Here is a 14,729-nt window from a genome sequence, read left to right as displayed (position 1 = left end):
GCGCCCATGTCACTGCAATCTCTCGACATCAAAGCTCGCTCGGCCACCACCACCCCTTCGCCCAGTGCGCGCGCCCCCGCCTCTGGCGAGGTTGCCAAGCTGATCGACGTCTCCAAGTGCATCGGCTGCAAGGCCTGCCAGACCGCCTGCATGGAGTGGAACGACCTCCGCCAGGAGCCGGGCACCTCGCTGGGTGTCTACGACAACCCGATCAATCTGACCGAAAACGCGTGGACGGTGATGAAGTTCACCGAGTACGAGAACGAGCAGAGCGGCAACCTGGAGTGGCTGATCCGCAAGGACGGCTGCATGCACTGTGCCGACCCGGGCTGCCTGAAGGCCTGTCCGTCGCCCGGCGCCATCATCCAGTACAGCAACGGCATCGTCGATTTCCACGAGGAAAACTGCATTGGCTGCGGCTACTGCGTGACTGGCTGCCCGTTCGATGTGCCGCGCATCTCCAAGAAGGACAACAAGGCCTACAAGTGCACGCTGTGCTCTGACCGCGTGGCCGTGGGCATGGAGCCCGCCTGCGTGAAGACCTGCCCGACCGGGGCCATCATGTTCGGCACCAAGCAGGCCATGAAAGACCAGGCGGCCGAGCGGGTGGAAGACCTGAAGGAGCGTGGCTTCGAGCATGCTGGTCTCTACGATCCGGCTGGCGTGGGCGGCACCCACGTGATGTACGTGCTGCACCACGCGGACCAGCCTTCGCTCTACGCCGGCCTGCCGAACGAGCCGAAGATCAGTCCGATGGTGTCGCTGTGGAAAGGCCTGGCCAAGCCGCTGGCGCTGGTCGCACTGGGCACCGCGGCGCTGGGCAGCCTCTTCCACTACATCACCAAAGGCCCGAACGAGGTCTCCAAGGAACTGGAAGACGACATGGAACGGGAGGACCAGGAAGCGCTGGCCCTGAACCGCCAGCTCGACCATGACCCCAACCCGGAAGGCCGGCCATGAGACGCAACCCCCGCGACCTGCAGCGCTACACCGCCTCGGAGCGTGCCAACCACTGGATCGTCGGCATCTGCTTCATCCTGCTGGCGCTCTCCGGCCTGGCCTTTTTCCACCCGGCGTTTTTCCCGCTGACCCAGCTTTTCGGGGGCGGCCCATGGGCGCGCATCCTGCATCCGTACATCGGGCTGGTGATGATGCTGTTCTTCCTGATCATGGCGCTGCGCTTCTGGCGGCTCAACGTGATCGAGCAGCGTGATGTCGAATGGCTGAAGAACGTGCAGAAGATGGTCGAGGGCGACGACCACGACATGCCCGAGCAGGGCAAGTACAACGGCGGCCAGAAAGTGCTGTTCTGGGGCCTGGTGGTGGGCATGGTCATCCTGCTGCCCACCGGTGTGCTGATGTGGCGTGCCTGGTTCAATCTGCCAGTGGATCTGGTGCGTGCCGCGTCGCTGCTGCACGCGGTTGCCGCCGTGTGGATGATGGGGCTGATCGTGCTGCACATCTACGCAGCCATCTGGACCCGTGGCACCATCCGGGCCATGCTCTACGGCACGGTCACCCGCGCTTGGGCCAGGCAGCACCACCGCGGCTGGTACCGCAAGATGACCGGCGACAATCGCTGAGCCAGGGCGCACCCTGCCAGCCGCCGAGCCAGCGCGCCGGCGGCTTTTTCATTTCTGAAGGACCTGCACGTGCAACGCATCCTGCAACCCGGCGAGATCGAGGCGCTGGACCGCATCGACTTTCCCCGCATCCGCCTGCCGCAGCCGGCCACGCTGTTCGCCGAGCGCGCTGCCCGCTGGCGCCAGCTCGCGGCGGACGGCCACCCGATCGCCGACTACCTGCGCTTTGTCGCGCTGCTGGCCGACGCCCAGGCCCTCGCCGCGCGCGAAGTTGAAACCGCGCCGGTCGACCCCGCACTGCTCGCCCGTGCCGTCACCCACGCGATGCCCGTACTCCCCGCCGCCGATCACCTGGATCCGGCCTGGCTGACCGCGCTGGACGAAATGCTCAGCGTGCTGGCAAACGCGCCGCCCAGCGCCGGCTTGCCGCCTGCATTGGCCTTGCTTGCACAAGAGCTGCAGGACACCGCGCCTGACATGCTGGAAGCCTTTGCATTGCAGGTGCTGCACGGCATGCAGGAAGGCACACCGCCCGACACCTTGCTCGCCCGCACCGCCCAGCCGCTGCTGGTGGCCGCCTTGCAGGTGGCCTATGCCGACCGTGCGAGCCGGCTCGATGCGCGCGCGCTGCCCATGGTCGAGCCGGCCACCGTTTGCCCGCACTGCGGCCTGCCGCCGGTTGCCAGCGTGCTGCGCATTGGCGGCGAGGCTGGCGGCCACCGCTACCTGCACTGCGGCCTGTGCGCCACCGAGTGGCACCTGGTGCGCGTGAAGTGCAGCAACTGCGAGTCGACCAAAGGCATCCGCTACCAAAGCGTGGAGGACGCGGGCGAGGTGGTCGTGGCCGAGACCTGCGAGCACTGCTACAGCTACCGCAAGCTGGTCAACCAGGAAAAAGATCCGTACGCCGAGCCGCTGGCCGACGACCTGGCCAGCCTCACGCTGGACCTGCTGATGGGCGAGACCGACTACGCTCGCGCCAGCGCCAACCCCTTGCTGGCGCTGGCGGCGGAAGCGGACGAATGAGCGGCGAGGCGTCGGCAACAGCTCAGGGTGCGATCTCGGCCGCGCGGCTGCCCGCGGTCGATCGCGTGCTGGCCGCGCCCGAGCTGGCTGCGCTGAAGGCCGAGCACGGTCTGACGCTGCTGACCGACACCGTGCGCGCCGCGCTGGACGCACTGCGCAGCCAGGCCCTGGCCGGCACGCTGGCGCCCGAGGCCGCGGCCATGCCCACGCTGGCGCAGGATGTGGCGACCCGCCTCGCTGCCCGCGCCGCGCCGCGCCTGCGCAGCGTCTTCAACCTCACCGGCACCGTGCTGCACACCAACCTCGGCCGCGCGCTGCTGCCCGACGTTGCAGTGCAGGCCGTGATGCGAGCGCTGACCACGCCGGCCAACCTCGAATTCGACCTCGCCACTGGTGGCCGCGGCGACCGCGACGACCTGGTCAACGACCTGCTCTGCGAACTGACTGGCGCCGAAGCCGCCACGGTGGTCAACAACAACGCCGCCGCGGTGCTGCTCACGCTCAGCGCGCTGGCGGCCAAGAAGGAAGTCATCGTCTCGCGCGGCGAGCTGGTCGAGATTGGCGGCGCCTTCCGCATCCCGGACATCATGGCCCGCGCTGGCGCGAAGCTGCGCGAGGTCGGCACGACCAACCGCACCCATGCCAAGGACTACGACGAAGCCGTCGGCCCGCGCACTGCGTTGCTGATGAAGGTGCATTGCAGCAACTATGCAGTCACCGGCTTCACCAAGAGCGTGGGCGAGGCCGAGGTCGCCGCCATTGCACATGCCAGGTCGCTGCCACTGGTGGTGGACCTGGGCAGCGGCACCTTGGTGGACCTGTCTCGCCACGGCCTGCCGCGCGAGGCCACGGTGCGCGAGACGATTGCCGCCGGTGCCGACCTGGTCACCTTCAGCGGCGACAAGCTGCTGGGTGGCCCGCAGGCCGGCTTGATCGTCGGCCGCAAGGACCTGATCGCGAAGATCAAGAAGCATCCGCTCAAGCGCGCGCTGCGCGTGGGCAAGCTCACGCTGGCGGCGCTGGAGCCGGTGCTGCGGCTCTACCAGTCGCCCGAGCGCCTGGCCGAGCGACTGACCACGCTGCGCCTGTTCACCCGCCCGCAGGCGCAGATCCGTGCGCGTGCCGAGGCCTTGCTGCCGGCGCTGCAGGCCGCACTCGGCGAGGCGTTTGTCGCCAGCGTGCAGCCGATGTTCAGCCAGATCGGCAGCGGCGCCTTGCCGGTGGACACGCTGCCCAGCAGCGGCTTTGTGCTGCGGCCTGCACAGGCTGCCCGTGCCGGTCGGCAACTGGCCCGGCTGGAAGCCGCACTGCGCAAGCTGCCACGGCCCATCATCGGCCGCACATCGGACCAGGCCCTGTGGCTGGACCTGCGCTGCCTGGAAGCGCAGGACGAAGCCGAGTTCAGCGCGCAGTTGCCGCAGCTGGCGGAGGCGCTGGCCGCATGATCGTCGGCACCGCCGGGCACATCGACCACGGCAAGACCACGCTGGTGCGCGCGCTCACCGGCGTGGACACCGACCGGCTGCCCGAGGAGAAGCAGCGCGGCATCTCGATCGAGCTGGGCTATGCCTACACGCCCACTGCCAACGGCGAAGTGCTGGGCTTCATCGACGTGCCCGGCCACGAGAAGTTCGTGCACACCATGGCCGCTGGCGCGGTGGGCGTGGACCATGCGCTGCTGGTGGTGGCGGCCGACGACGGCGTGATGCCGCAGACCCGCGAACACCTGGCCATCCTCGGCCTGCTGGGCGTGCGCCAGGGCAGCGTGGCGCTGACCAAGGTCGACCGCGTGGATGCTGCGCGCCTGGCCGCAGCCAAGGGCGAAATCCAGGCCTTGCTGGCCGGCACGCTGCTGGCCGACGCGGCAGTGTTCGAGACCGCCGCGAATCAGCCCGGCGACCCTGGCGTGGCCGCGCTGCGCCAGCACCTCGAAGCCGCCGCGGCGGCCTGGCAAGGGCAGGGCAGCGCCGGTCTTTTTCGCATCGCCGTGGACCGCGTCTTCACACTGGCCGGCCAGGGCACGGTGGTCACCGGCACGGTGTTCAGCGGCCAGGTGCGCGTGGGCGACATGCTGCAGCATTCGGCCACTGGCCAGGCGGTGCGCGTGCGCAGCCTGCATGCGCAGAACCGCGCGGCCGAAGTGGGCCAGGCGGGACAGCGATGCGCGCTGAACCTGGCCGGCATCGCCAAGGAAGCCATCTCGCGCGGCGACTGGATCGCCGATGCGCGTGTGCTGCAGGCCGCGCAACGGCTGGACCTGCGCGTGCGGCTGCTGCCCGATGCGCCAGCGCTGGGCCAGTGGGCCACCGTGCACGTGCACCTGGGCACCGCGCATCACGTGGCCCACCTGGTGCCGCTGCAGGGCGATGCCTTGCAGCCCGGCGCGGAAGCCTTGGCTCAGCTGGTGGTCGACGCACCAGTGTTTGCGCTGCCCGGCGACCACTTCATCCTGCGCAACGCCCAGGCCAGCCGTACGCTGGGCGGCGGCCAGGTGCTGGACCCGTTTGCACCCGAGCGCCGCCGCCGCAGCGCCGAGCGCCTGGCCTGGCTTGCAGCGCTTGAGCAGTTGGTTGCGTCGGGCGAACCTGCGCCGCTGATCCGCCAGGCGCTGCAGGGCTTGAGTCGCCGCTTGCTGACCCTGTTGATGGGCCGCGAACCGGATCCGCTCGTTGCGGTCGACATTCGCCATTTACCTGCCGGCGAGGGCGATGGTTGGCTGATTGCCGAGCCGCGCTGGCAAGCCTTGCGCGAGCAGGTGCTGCAGGCGCTGGCGCGCCACCATGAACGCGCGCCGGACGAGCCCGGGCCCAACGCCGCACGCCTGCGCCGCATGGCGCTGCCGGGGCTGCTGCAGACTGCGCATGACGTGTTGTGGCACGGCCTGCACCAGGCGCTGTTGGCCGAAAGTGCGATCGAACGCAGCGGCGCCAGCCTGCACCTGCCTGGTCAGGGCGTGAGCATCACGCCCGCAGAGCGCGCGACGGCCGAGCGCCTGCTGCCGCTGCTGCTGGCCGGTGGCTTCGACCCGCCGTGGGTGCGCGACCTGGCCAAGGCGCAAGGCCTGGGCGAAGATGCCGCGCGGGCGCTGCTCCGCAAGCTGGCGCGGGCCGGCGAACTCGGCCAGGTGGTGCGCGACCTGTTCTATCCGCAGGCAACGCTGGCTCGCCTGCAGGCCTTGCTGGCCACCCTGTCGCAACAGGCTTCGCGCGGCGAAGTCCAGGCGCACGCCTTTCGCGACGCCACTGGCCTGGGCCGCAAGCGCGCGATCCAGATCCTCGAGTATTTCGACCGAACTGGCGTGACGCGCCGCGTGCGTGACGCCCACGTGCTGCGCGCCGAGGCTGAAGCCCCGCTCCTACAATCCCCGGCGCACCCCGGCTGAGCGCCGGGTCGCAACACGGAAGGCACACTCACCCGGTGGTGGGCCCGGGCTTCAAACCCGGTAGGGGGCGTCAGCCGCTCCCTGGTCGGTTCGACTCCGGCTGCTTTCCGCCCTGCAGTTCCGCCAGATACAGCCCCAGCAGCCGGGCGCGCTGCGGCTTGAAGCTGATGCCTGCGTCCTCCAGTTCGCGAATGCCGTCCGTGCGGAACATGCGGAAGGCCTGCCGAAGGCAGCACCAGGCGAGCACCAACTGCACGCGCTCGGCGTGCACGATGGCCAGCGGGTAGATCGTGCGTTCGGTGGGCGCGCCCTGCTTGTCGGCGTAGGCGATCGTCAATGCCGTCTCGGTCCAGCAGGCCTGGCGCAGCGGCTCGATGTGTGGCGTGACGGTGAAGCGCGGGTTCGGCCGGTACACCTTGGAGACGGCGTGGAAGAGGTCGCGCTCGCGCGCCGTGGGCAGGGTGGCGGCCACCTTGGCGAGCACGGCCGTGGCGGCCTTGGCCAACGAGGGGTCACCCATCTGCTGCACTTCGGCCAGGCCCAGCGCCAGGGCCTCGATCTCCATGCGGTCGAAGGTTTGCGGCGGCAGCAGGTTGTCTTCGACCAGCCGGTAGCCGTAGCCGCGCTCGCCTTCGATCTGTGCGCCAGCGTCACGCAGGCTCTCGATGTCGCGGTAAAGGGAGCGCAGCGAAACGCCCGTGGCCTGCGCCAGGCGGGCGGCGGTGAGGGGCGCGTGCATCTCGCGCATGGCCTGGAGCAGGCGCAGCAGGCGGTCGGAACGGGGCATTGGATAACTGCCGGAAACTGACAGGAGCGATCGCCATAGTAAGGCCTGTTTTCACTGCAACAGGCCCGCGACAGGGCTCCGAACGATGACGATCCAGACCATCACCCATCTCAACTTCCGCGGCGACGCCGCCGCTGCGCTCGCGTTCTACCAGGCGGTGTTCGGTGGCGAGCTGAGCGCAGTCACCTACCAGCAGGCCGGGCAGGTGGGGGATGCCGCCGACGCGCAGCTGCTGATGTGGGGGCAGGTCGCTTCAGGTGACGGCTTCCGGGTCATGGCCTACGACGTGCCTTCGGGCCGCGCCTGGGCACCTGGGGAGAGCCCATTCTTCGTGGTGTTGAGCTTCAGTTCTCACGAGGTGTTGAGGGCCCGGTGGGAAGGCCTGTGCCAGGGTGGCCAAGTGCTGCAGCCGCTGGGCGCGTCAGGCTGGTCGCCGCTCTACGGCATGGTGAAGGACCGCTTCGGCGTCACCTGGGTGCTGGACGGTGGGCGGGCTGTGGCAACTGCGCCGGCTGCGGCCAACGCCTGAGATCTGCGGCGCGGCGCTGGCGGGCTCAGCGCTGCGCCAGCAGCTCCGTCACCACCTGCTGCACCTCAGGCGCATCCCAGTTCAACTCGCCGACGTGCCAGGCCTGGGCGCGGCCCTGGCGGTCGATCAGCACGCTGGCGGGCAGTGCGGGGATGCCCCAGGCCTTGAGCTGGGCCTGGCTGCGGTCCAGCAGCGGCAGGCCGTCGAAGATGACGCGCTCGTCGAGGAACTCGCGTACGCGCTGCGGCATTTCGCCGCAGTTCACGCCAATGACCTTCAGGCCCTGCGCGCCGAACTTCAGCAGCAGCCTGTTCAGTGCCGGCATCTCGCGCTCGCAGGGTTCGCAGTAGGTTGCCCAGAAGTTCAGCAGCACGACCTGGCCGCTGAACTCGGTCAGCGATACCGCGCGGCCGTCTTCCAGTGCCTTGGCCTGCAGCGCCGGCGTGGCACGCCGGCCCCAGGGCATCAGCTTGCCGAGCACGATGGCAGCCCGGGCTGAGGCCGCGAGCATCGTCGCCGTGACTGCGGCGAGCCAGGTTCTTCTGCGCACCTTGCAGGCTCCGTTCAGGCCGTGACCTTTTCCGAGCGGATCTGGTACTTGAACGTGGCCGGGTCCAGGCTGTCGAGCCGGCCTTCTGTGGTTTCGCCCTGCGGGTACATCAGAAAGCCGGCGGGCGGCAGCTGGCTGCCGGCCAGCGGCACGTCGTGGCCGTGGTTGTAGGCGATCCAGTTCATCTCCCAGGCGCCGAACAACATGGCGCGCGCGGCGCGCACCTTGGGGTCCGTCAGTGCCAGGCCGCCTGCCTGTTCTTCCAGCATGACCTTGCGCACGTCCGCCGGGTCGACCGGGATCCAGCCGTGGCCTTCGGCGTAGAAGTCGGCGCGGCAGTGCTGGGCCTTGGTGATGTCGCCGCTCTTGCCCAGGCTCTTGTAGCCGTGCACCGAGTCGTCCACGCGCACGCCGTAGGCGTCCCGCGCCGGAATGCCTGTAGCCCGCGCCAGCGCGACCCACAGGCCGTTCAGGTCGGCACACTTGCCCGAGAGGTTGCCGGACTCCAGCATGAAGGCCACGTTGCCGGTGCCGCAGCCGCGCACGCTGCCTTCGCGCCGGGTGTGCTCGATGACCCAGTCGTAGATGGCCTGGGCCTTGGCAATGGTGTCGGCCGGGTTGCCGGCGTCCTTCTGGATCTGGTCGGCGGTCTGCTTGACCTTGCCGTCCAGAGGTGCGAGCGAAGTGGGCTGCAGATAGGGCTGCAACTCGGCTGCGTTCAGCGGCTTCATGCTGGGCTTGGCGCCCAGGTCCACGGCGCGGTCGCGGGTGGCGATGCGCTGGACCAGCACCACGCGCTGCGGCGCGGCCGGATCGGTGAATGCCACGCGCAGCAGGCGGGTGTCCTGGCCCTTGGTTGCCATGACCTCGGCCAGCTTGGCGCCAGGCGCGTCGAAGCGGGTGGCCAGCGTGCGCTGGTAGCCGGGCAGCTCGTCCATGGCCAGCGGCAGCCAGACGCGGCCGTTGGCCGTGCGCTCGGTCAGCTCGATGGTGGTCGTCACGTCGTGCACCTGCCAGCCCTGGGCCAGCAGATCGGCGACGCTGGGTGCGGCCGCAGCAGTGGCGGGCAGGGCCCAGGCACCGGGGCTGCCGAAGACGGGCAGAGCGGCGGCGACACAGGCGGCGTCACGCAGGAACAGGCGGCGTTGCATGGCGTCTTTCGCAGGAAGGGAAGTGGCGCTCAGAAAGGGGCGTCGTCGCCGGCCGGGGCTGCAGGCGCTTCTTCCACCGGCTTCTTGCGCAGGCGGATTGGCTTGCGCACGACGGGCGCTGCGTCGGCAGCGGGGGCCGGTGCAGGTGCGACGGCGGGTTCGTCGTCGTTGATCACACGGGTGAACGGCGACAGCAACTGCACCAGCTGGCCGTAGATCTTCGGCGAGCCGGCGACGATTTCGCGCTGGTTCATGAAGTCGGACTCGCCGGTGAAGTTGCCCACCAGGCCACCGGCCTCGGTGATGATCAGCGAGCCTGCGGCAATGTCCCACGGGCTCAGGCCGGTTTCGAAGAAGCCGTCCAGGTAGCCGGCGGCCACGTAGCAGAGGTCCAGCGCGGCGGCACCCGGGCGGCGCAGGCCTGCGCACTCGGGCATCACCGTCTCGAACATCTTCATGTAGCGCTGGAAGTTGTCGCCCTTGCGGAAGGGGAAACCTGTGCCGATCAGCGAGTCCGACAGGCGGGTGCGCTTGGAGACGCGCAGGCGCTTGTCGTTCAGGTAGGCGCCGCGGCCACGCGAGGCCATGAAGAGGTCGTTGCGCGTCGGGTCATAGACGACGGCCTGCTCGACCTTGCCGCGGAAGGACAGCGCGATGGACACGCAGTAGACCGGGAAGCCGTGGATGAAGTTGGTGGTGCCGTCCAGCGGGTCGATGATCCAGACGAAATCGCTGTGCTTGGAGCCGTGCTCGCGGCCCGATTCTTCGGCCAGGATGCCGTGGCCGGGATACGCGGTGAGCAGGGTTTCGATGATCGCCGCTTCGGCGTTCTGGTCGACCTCGGTGACGAAGTCGTTGGGGCTCTTGGTGTTGACCTTGAGGATGTCCAGGTCCAGCGACGCCCGGTTGATGATCGCCCCCGCGGTGCGGGCCGCCTTGATGGCGATGTTCAACATGGGGTGCAGGGACTGGGACATGGTTCAACCTTGGAAGATTGGAAGAGGGCTTGGAACAGGCGGCACGGACCGTGGTAACACCTGCCGCAGCGGCGGAGGTGGGACGGGGGCGTGCCGGCGCAGAAGAACTGCAGCGGGGCGATCTGGCGGCGGACAAAGAGCGTCGCTTGGGCGCGGTTGCGAGGGCGGCGACTGCTTTTTGCAAAGCGGCGCGGCGCGCGACAATGGCCGGTGCGAAACCGCGAATTCTAGCGCCCTGCGCCGTGCCTGCAATGCCTGACCCCTCGAAGCCCTCTGTTGACCAAGCGGGCGAAAGTCGCGATCCGACGCGTTTTGTCCTGATGCACACCAGCCATCCTGGCAACGTGGGCGCGGCCGCGCGGGCCATGAAGGTGATGGGGTTCCACGACCTGGTGCTGGTGGCGCCGCGCTTCGAGGACGTGTTGGCGCGCGAGGAAACCATCGCGATGGCGAGTGGCGCGACTGACATCCTGGCCGGCGCCCGCATCGTGCCGGACCTGACCGCCGCGCTGGACGGCGTGACATACGCCTGCGCCACGGCCATGACCCCCCGCGACTTCGGCCCGCCGACCTTCTCGCCGCGCGAGCGCTTCGCCTCGCTGGCCGGCGAAGGCCATCGCGTGGCCTTTGTGTTTGGCGGCGAGCGCTTCGGCATGGCCAATGAGGATGTGTACCGCTGCCATGCCTGCCTGTCGATTCCCACGGACCCCGCCTACGGCTCGCTGAACCTGGCCCAGGCGCTGCAGGTGCTGGCCTACGACTGGCGCCAGGCGCTGGGTGGCTTTGGCGTGGCACCGCGCACCGCGCCTGTGGACTGGGCCGATGGCGTGGCGGTGCAAGGCCTGCTGGCCCACTGGCAGGACGCGCTGGTGCAGATCGGTTTCCTGGACCCGCAGGTGCCGCGCAAGCTGCTGCCGCGGCTGAACCAACTGGCCAACCGTGCCTTGCTGAGCCATGAAGAGGTGCACATCCTGCGCGGCGTGGCGCGGGCGGTGCAAAAGGTGGCCGTGAAGGCAGCCCCGAAGAGGGTCGCCGAGGACTGAACGGGCGGCTGGCGAAAATCCCGTGTCCAGCCGGGTTCAATCGCCCCGGCTACACTGAATTTGCAATCACGTTTTCTGTTCTTGCCCGCGGCACCTGCCCGCCGCGTGTCCCGCCTCCCCAGCATTCCCCTGGAGCCGCCATGTTCGCCCGACTCCGCGAAGACATTGCCTGCATTCTTGAGCGCGACCCTGCCGCGCGCAGCGCTTGGGAGGTGCTGACCTGTTACCCCGGCCTGCACGCGCTGATCTGGCACCGCGCCGCGCATGGCTGCTGGCAAGCAGGCTTCAAGTGGGCCGGGCGCTTCCTGTCGCAGCTAGGTCGCATGGCCACCGGCATCGAGATCCATCCGGGCGCCACCATTGGCCGGCGGGTCTTCATCGACCACGGCATGGGCGTGGTGATTGGCGAGATGGCCGAGATCGGCGACGACTGCACCATCTACCAGGGCGTCACGCTGGGCGGCACCTCGCTGGTCAAGGGCGCCAAGCGCCACCCGACGCTGGAGGCTGGCGTCATCGTCGGTGCCCATGCCTCGGTGCTGGGCGGCTTCACGGTGGGTGCCGGTGCGCGCATCGGCTCCGGCGCGGTGCTGACCAAGCCGGTGCCGGCTGGCGCGACGGCCGTCGGCAACCCGGCCCGCATCATCCAGCGCGAGGTGGACGCTGCCCGCGAAACGGCTGCGGCGCGCATGGGCTTCTCGGCCTATGGCGTGACGAATGGCGATGACCCGGTGGCCCAGGCCATGAAGGGCCTGATCGACAACGCCTCGACCCAGGAGCACCAGATCGCGCTGCTGTGGCAGGCGATCGAGAAGCTGTCGCAGCGTTCGCGCGAGTTGCCTGGCGACGACTGCGTGCCGCAGGACGCGCAGACCACCGAGCGCTTTGACGCCGAGCGGCTGAACCGCCTGGTGAAGTGACGCCGGTCAGCGCGCCGAGCTGTCGGCCCTGATCAGCGCGCTGCGCCTTCGGCGCGTGGGTCGGTGATCTCGATCTCGCCGGCCTCGCTCCAGTTGCCCAGCTCGGGCTTGCCTGCCACGTCCTTCAGCGCCGCCACGCGCCAGTGATGCGTGCCGGGCTGGGCCACGATCACGCGCAGGCTGGTCGCGTCGGCGTCGCCCTGATGCTCCATCTGCGTGAAGCCGGCGTCGCGCGCCACTTCCACGCGGTAGTGGTCGACGTCCGCCACCGGTTGCCAGCGAAGCTTGACCACGCCTGGCGGCTGCGGTACGGTGAAGGGCACCAGGCCCGGCGCGGTGGTCAGCACCTTCAGCTCGAAGCGCAGCTTGGCATCAAAGCCTTCGATGCCCAGCGAATCGACTTGGCGGGCGCGCAAGTGCCAGATGCCGCTCTCCAGCCCGTCCAGCGGCAGCGTGCTGCCCGGGGCGAGGTAAAGGTCGCGCACGATGTGGTCGTAGGCCGGATCGGCTGCCAGCTGCACTCGCAGCGCCTGGGTGCCGGCCGGCACTTGCAGCACCAGCAGCGGCTTGGTCACGCGGGTGGGCAGCGCGGTGAAATCCGGTGCCGGCAGCAGCGGCACCACGGCTGGCGGCCTGGCCGGGCGCAGCGCGGCACCGAAGCCGCTGTCCACCGCAGCGCCTTCACCGCGCTGGCCGGATTCATTGGCTGCGTCGGCCTGCACCTTGCCCTCCAGGACCTCGGTGCGGGCGGCGAGCGCCGGGTCGTAGTGCACCCGGTATTCCGTGCCGCGTACGCCAATGACTGCGGTGGGCGTTTCGACTTCCAGCGGCTTGGCGCGCAGCACCTTGCTGGCCAGCATTTCCACCGTGCCCTTCACCAGCCGCATGCTGGTGGCGAACAGGCCTTCTCCCTCGGGCGTGGCCTTGGTGCCGGCCTTGACCATGTAGCGCCGGTGTTCGGCCAGCTGGGCCTGGCTGGCGGGCGCCAGCTTCATGCGCGAGCCGTCGCCCAGCTGGACCACGGCCGAACTGCCCTCGGCGGTGCTGAGCACGGCGCCTGCCGGCAGGGCGTCACCGGCCTTCACCGGCTGACCGGCCGCGCGCACGTCGCCGTCCGCGCTCACGATGCGGGCGGGCGGATCGGTGCGGCGCAGCAGGCGCAGCGGCACGGCCAGCCGCTGGTTCGGGTAGATGCGGTTCGGGTCCGGCAGCTGGTTCAGCTTCGCGACCTCGGTCCAGGCCTCGCGCGAGATCAGCACGGTGCGCGTCAGGCCGATCAAGGTGTCGCTGGGCGCCACGGTGTAGACGGTGCTGGGCTCGTCGGCGGCCTGCGCTGCACCTGCTGCTGCGATCAGGGCGAACAACCAGGTTCGGGGCGCGGCGGGCAGCAGGGCACGTGGCTTCATGCAGGTGGTGGTTCAGGATGTAGCAGGTGCCGGGCCGGGCTGTGGCCGTTGGGCGGACTTGGGCCGGAATGCCTTGCACAGCGCCGGGTCGCATTCAAGGTACGGGCCGCCGATCAGGTCGATGCAATACGGCACCGCGGCAAAGATGCCAGGCACCGGCGGCTGCGCATCGGGCAGGCCTTGCAAGGTCTCGGCGATGGACTTCGGCTGGCCGGGCAGGTTGAACACCAGCGCCTTGCCGCGGATCACGCCGACCTGGCGCGACAGGATGGCGGTTGGCACGAAGCGCAGGCTGATGGCCCGCATCTGCTCGCCAAAGCCCGGCAAGACCTTGTCAGCCACGGCCAGCGTGGCTTCGGGTGTCACGTCGCGTGGCGCAGGGCCGGTGCCACCAGTGGTCAGCACCAGGTCGCAGCCCACGTCGTCCACCAGCTCGCGCAGGCAGGCGCTGATGCCTTCCTGCTCGTCCGGAATCAGCCGGGTTTCCCATGCGATGGGGTTGCGCAGCGCGCGGCTGAGCCAGTCCTGCAGCGCGGGCAGGCCCTTGTCCTCGTAGACGCCGGCCGAGGCGCGGTCGCTGATCGACACCAGGCCGATGTGCACCGGCTCGAAACTGGTGTCATTCATCGTCGGCGTCTTCATCGGGCGCAGCTTCTTCCACCTGGGCTGCGGCCAAGCCGTTCTTGATCAGCTGGAACAGCTCGCGGTAGGGGCGGCCGTGGCGCTGGTCCGGCGTGGTGTTCAGCAAGTCCTTGCGGGCCGAGCGCAACAGGTTGCGCAGCTGCTGGGCATCGGTTTGCGGGTGGGCGTTCATCCAGCGGGTCACGGCGTCGTCGCCGGCCAGCAGTTCCTCGCGCCAGCGTTCGGCATGGTGCAGCGCCAGCGTCTCCTTGGCGCTGCCCAGCTTGGAGGCGGCGATCGCTTCGCGGATCGGCTCCGGGTCGACCTGGCGCATCAGCTTGCCGACGTACTGCAGCTGGCGGCGGCGGCCTTCGAACGAGCGCGTCTTGCGGTAGGTGTCCAGCGCATCGGTCAGCGACTCGGGCAACTCCAGCGCCTCCAGGCGTGCGCCCGACAATTCGCTGAGTTGCAGGCCCAGCTGTTGCAGCACATGGCTCTGCCGCTTCATCTCCGATTTGCTGGGCCGATCATCTTCCTCCTCGGCCTGCGCTTCGTCCGGCAGTTCGGAATCGAGGTCGGGATCGGGGTTCGGAGCCAGGGAAGGGGGCGAGGGAGGCGCGCGACGCATGAAGGAGAGGGCCTGGGAAAAGGCCGTTGTCGAGGCGGGGCGCCTCGGGGCTGCAGATCGCTATGATTGTCCCGCAATTCAGCGCACGCGCCCCTCTTGCCGCAAGCCGCGGCTGCAATGGGGCGC

Annotated in this window: 15 protein-coding genes and 1 tRNA gene; 9 read left to right on the top strand and 7 right to left on the bottom strand. The window is 69.3% G+C overall.

The features are described 5' to 3' along the window. Positions 1-6: 6 nt before the first annotated feature. The 6 genes from fdxH to AC3WR5_RS09255 all read left to right on the top strand — a co-directional run bounded on the left by fdxH (position 7) and on the right by AC3WR5_RS09255 (position 6,101). Positions 7-960, top strand: coding sequence for a formate dehydrogenase subunit beta (gene fdxH / locus AC3WR5_RS09280; RefSeq protein WP_492483754.1), 954 nt, complete (start codon positions 7-9; stop codon positions 958-960). Then, positions 957-1,583: a formate dehydrogenase subunit gamma gene (locus tag AC3WR5_RS09275; protein WP_141288092.1), complete on the top strand. Its 627-nt coding sequence runs from the start codon at positions 957-959 to the stop codon at positions 1,581-1,583. The genes fdxH and AC3WR5_RS09275 overlap by 4 nt, the downstream gene beginning before the upstream one ends. Before the next feature lie 69 nt (positions 1,584-1,652). After that, a complete protein-coding gene (gene fdhE / locus AC3WR5_RS09270) occupies positions 1,653-2,609 on the top strand; it encodes a formate dehydrogenase accessory protein FdhE (RefSeq protein ID WP_492483752.1) in 957 nt (318 codons plus the stop codon). Next, positions 2,606-4,054: an L-seryl-tRNA(Sec) selenium transferase gene (gene selA / locus AC3WR5_RS09265; protein WP_492483750.1), complete on the top strand. Its 1,449-nt coding sequence runs from the start codon at positions 2,606-2,608 to the stop codon at positions 4,052-4,054. The genes fdhE and selA overlap by 4 nt, the downstream gene beginning before the upstream one ends. After that, complete coding sequence (selB, locus tag AC3WR5_RS09260) at positions 4,051-5,991, top strand: selenocysteine-specific translation elongation factor (RefSeq protein WP_492483748.1); 1,941 nt, start codon at positions 4,051-4,053, stop codon at positions 5,989-5,991. The genes selA and selB overlap by 4 nt, the downstream gene beginning before the upstream one ends. Before the next feature lie 17 nt (positions 5,992-6,008). Then, a tRNA-Sec gene (locus AC3WR5_RS09255) sits at positions 6,009-6,101 on the top strand. Here AC3WR5_RS09255 and AC3WR5_RS09250 read toward each other — a convergent pair. Next, on the bottom strand, positions 6,062-6,778 hold the full coding sequence (locus tag AC3WR5_RS09250) for a helix-turn-helix transcriptional regulator (RefSeq protein ID WP_492483746.1): 717 nt from the start codon (positions 6,776-6,778) through the stop codon (positions 6,062-6,064). The two genes, AC3WR5_RS09255 and AC3WR5_RS09250, sit on opposite strands and share 40 nt — an antisense overlap. 85 nt (positions 6,779-6,863) lie before the next feature. Between AC3WR5_RS09250 and AC3WR5_RS09245 the strand changes: the two genes are divergently transcribed. Continuing rightward, positions 6,864-7,307 carry a VOC family protein gene (locus AC3WR5_RS09245; RefSeq protein ID WP_492483744.1) on the top strand — a complete coding sequence of 148 codons (444 nt, stop codon included), beginning with the start codon at positions 6,864-6,866 and terminating at the stop codon, positions 7,305-7,307. A 25-nt stretch (positions 7,308-7,332) separates the two neighbouring features. Here AC3WR5_RS09245 and AC3WR5_RS09240 read toward each other — a convergent pair whose 3' ends face one another. From AC3WR5_RS09240 to AC3WR5_RS09230, 3 genes are read right to left on the bottom strand one after another with little or no spacing between them, the layout of a single operon-like run. Further along, a complete protein-coding gene (locus AC3WR5_RS09240) occupies positions 7,333-7,857 on the bottom strand; it encodes a TlpA family protein disulfide reductase (RefSeq protein WP_492483742.1) in 525 nt (174 codons plus the stop codon). A gap of 14 nt (positions 7,858-7,871) precedes the next feature. After that, a complete protein-coding gene (locus tag AC3WR5_RS09235; RefSeq protein WP_492483740.1) occupies positions 7,872-9,008 on the bottom strand; it encodes a transglutaminase-like domain-containing protein in 1,137 nt (378 codons plus the stop codon). A 29-nt stretch (positions 9,009-9,037) separates the two neighbouring features. Beyond that, entirely contained in the window at positions 9,038-9,985 is a 948-nt protein-coding gene (locus AC3WR5_RS09230; protein WP_492483738.1) for an inositol monophosphatase family protein, read from the bottom strand. A gap of 320 nt (positions 9,986-10,305) precedes the next feature. Here AC3WR5_RS09230 and AC3WR5_RS09225 point away from each other — a divergent pair, with 320 nt between their 5' ends. Continuing rightward, complete coding sequence (locus AC3WR5_RS09225; protein ID WP_492483736.1) at positions 10,306-11,028, top strand: RNA methyltransferase; 723 nt, start codon at positions 10,306-10,308, stop codon at positions 11,026-11,028. 140 nt (positions 11,029-11,168) lie between these two features. Continuing rightward, entirely contained in the window at positions 11,169-11,948 is a 780-nt protein-coding gene (cysE, locus tag AC3WR5_RS09220) for a serine O-acetyltransferase (protein ID WP_492483734.1), read from the top strand. Positions 11,949-11,980: 32 nt separating this feature from the next. Here cysE and AC3WR5_RS09215 read toward each other — a convergent pair whose 3' ends face one another. Genes AC3WR5_RS09215 through yjgA form a run of 3 tightly spaced genes read right to left on the bottom strand, consistent with a single transcriptional unit; the run spans position 11,981 to position 14,603 of the window. Then, positions 11,981-13,354 (bottom strand): FecR family protein, encoded by a 1,374-nt coding sequence (locus tag AC3WR5_RS09215; RefSeq protein WP_492483732.1) that lies wholly within the window; start codon positions 13,352-13,354, stop codon positions 11,981-11,983. A gap of 12 nt (positions 13,355-13,366) precedes the next feature. Further along, on the bottom strand, positions 13,367-13,981 hold the full coding sequence (gene mog, locus AC3WR5_RS09210) for a molybdopterin adenylyltransferase (protein ID WP_492483730.1): 615 nt from the start codon (positions 13,979-13,981) through the stop codon (positions 13,367-13,369). After that, positions 13,974-14,603, bottom strand: coding sequence for a ribosome biogenesis factor YjgA (gene yjgA, locus AC3WR5_RS09205; protein ID WP_492483728.1), 630 nt, complete (start codon positions 14,601-14,603; stop codon positions 13,974-13,976). Before yjgA ends, mog begins: the two co-directional genes overlap by 8 nt. Positions 14,604-14,729 lie beyond the last annotated feature (126 nt).

The organism is Ideonella sp. FW305-24 (genome assembly GCF_058788035.1).
Note: the sequence above shows the minus strand (reverse complement) of the source record. Positions and strands in the feature narration are given on the sequence as shown.

Excerpts from the sequence above, each read along its gene's own strand:
- selA (WP_492483750.1), top strand. The coding sequence starts at position 2,606 with ATGAGCGGCGAGGCGTCGGCAACAGCTCAGGGTGCGATCTCGGCCGCG.
- fdxH (WP_492483754.1), top strand. The coding sequence starts at position 7 with ATGTCACTGCAATCTCTCGACATCAAAGCTCGCTCGGCCACCACCACC.
- AC3WR5_RS09245 (WP_492483744.1), top strand. The coding sequence starts at position 6,864 with ATGACGATCCAGACCATCACCCATCTCAACTTCCGCGGCGACGCCGCC.
- AC3WR5_RS09215 (WP_492483732.1), bottom strand. The coding sequence starts at position 13,354 with ATGAAGCCACGTGCCCTGCTGCCCGCCGCGCCCCGAACCTGGTTGTTC.
- AC3WR5_RS09225 (WP_492483736.1), top strand. The coding sequence starts at position 10,306 with ATGCACACCAGCCATCCTGGCAACGTGGGCGCGGCCGCGCGGGCCATG.
- AC3WR5_RS09250 (WP_492483746.1), bottom strand. The coding sequence starts at position 6,778 with ATGCCCCGTTCCGACCGCCTGCTGCGCCTGCTCCAGGCCATGCGCGAG.
- mog (WP_492483730.1), bottom strand. The coding sequence starts at position 13,981 with ATGAATGACACCAGTTTCGAGCCGGTGCACATCGGCCTGGTGTCGATC.
- AC3WR5_RS09275 (WP_141288092.1), top strand. The coding sequence starts at position 957 with ATGAGACGCAACCCCCGCGACCTGCAGCGCTACACCGCCTCGGAGCGT.
- cysE (WP_492483734.1), top strand. The coding sequence starts at position 11,169 with ATGTTCGCCCGACTCCGCGAAGACATTGCCTGCATTCTTGAGCGCGAC.
- AC3WR5_RS09235 (WP_492483740.1), bottom strand. The coding sequence starts at position 9,008 with ATGCAACGCCGCCTGTTCCTGCGTGACGCCGCCTGTGTCGCCGCCGCT.
- selB (WP_492483748.1), top strand. The coding sequence starts at position 4,051 with ATGATCGTCGGCACCGCCGGGCACATCGACCACGGCAAGACCACGCTG.
- yjgA (WP_492483728.1), bottom strand. The coding sequence starts at position 14,603 with ATGCGTCGCGCGCCTCCCTCGCCCCCTTCCCTGGCTCCGAACCCCGAT.
- AC3WR5_RS09230 (WP_492483738.1), bottom strand. The coding sequence starts at position 9,985 with ATGTCCCAGTCCCTGCACCCCATGTTGAACATCGCCATCAAGGCGGCC.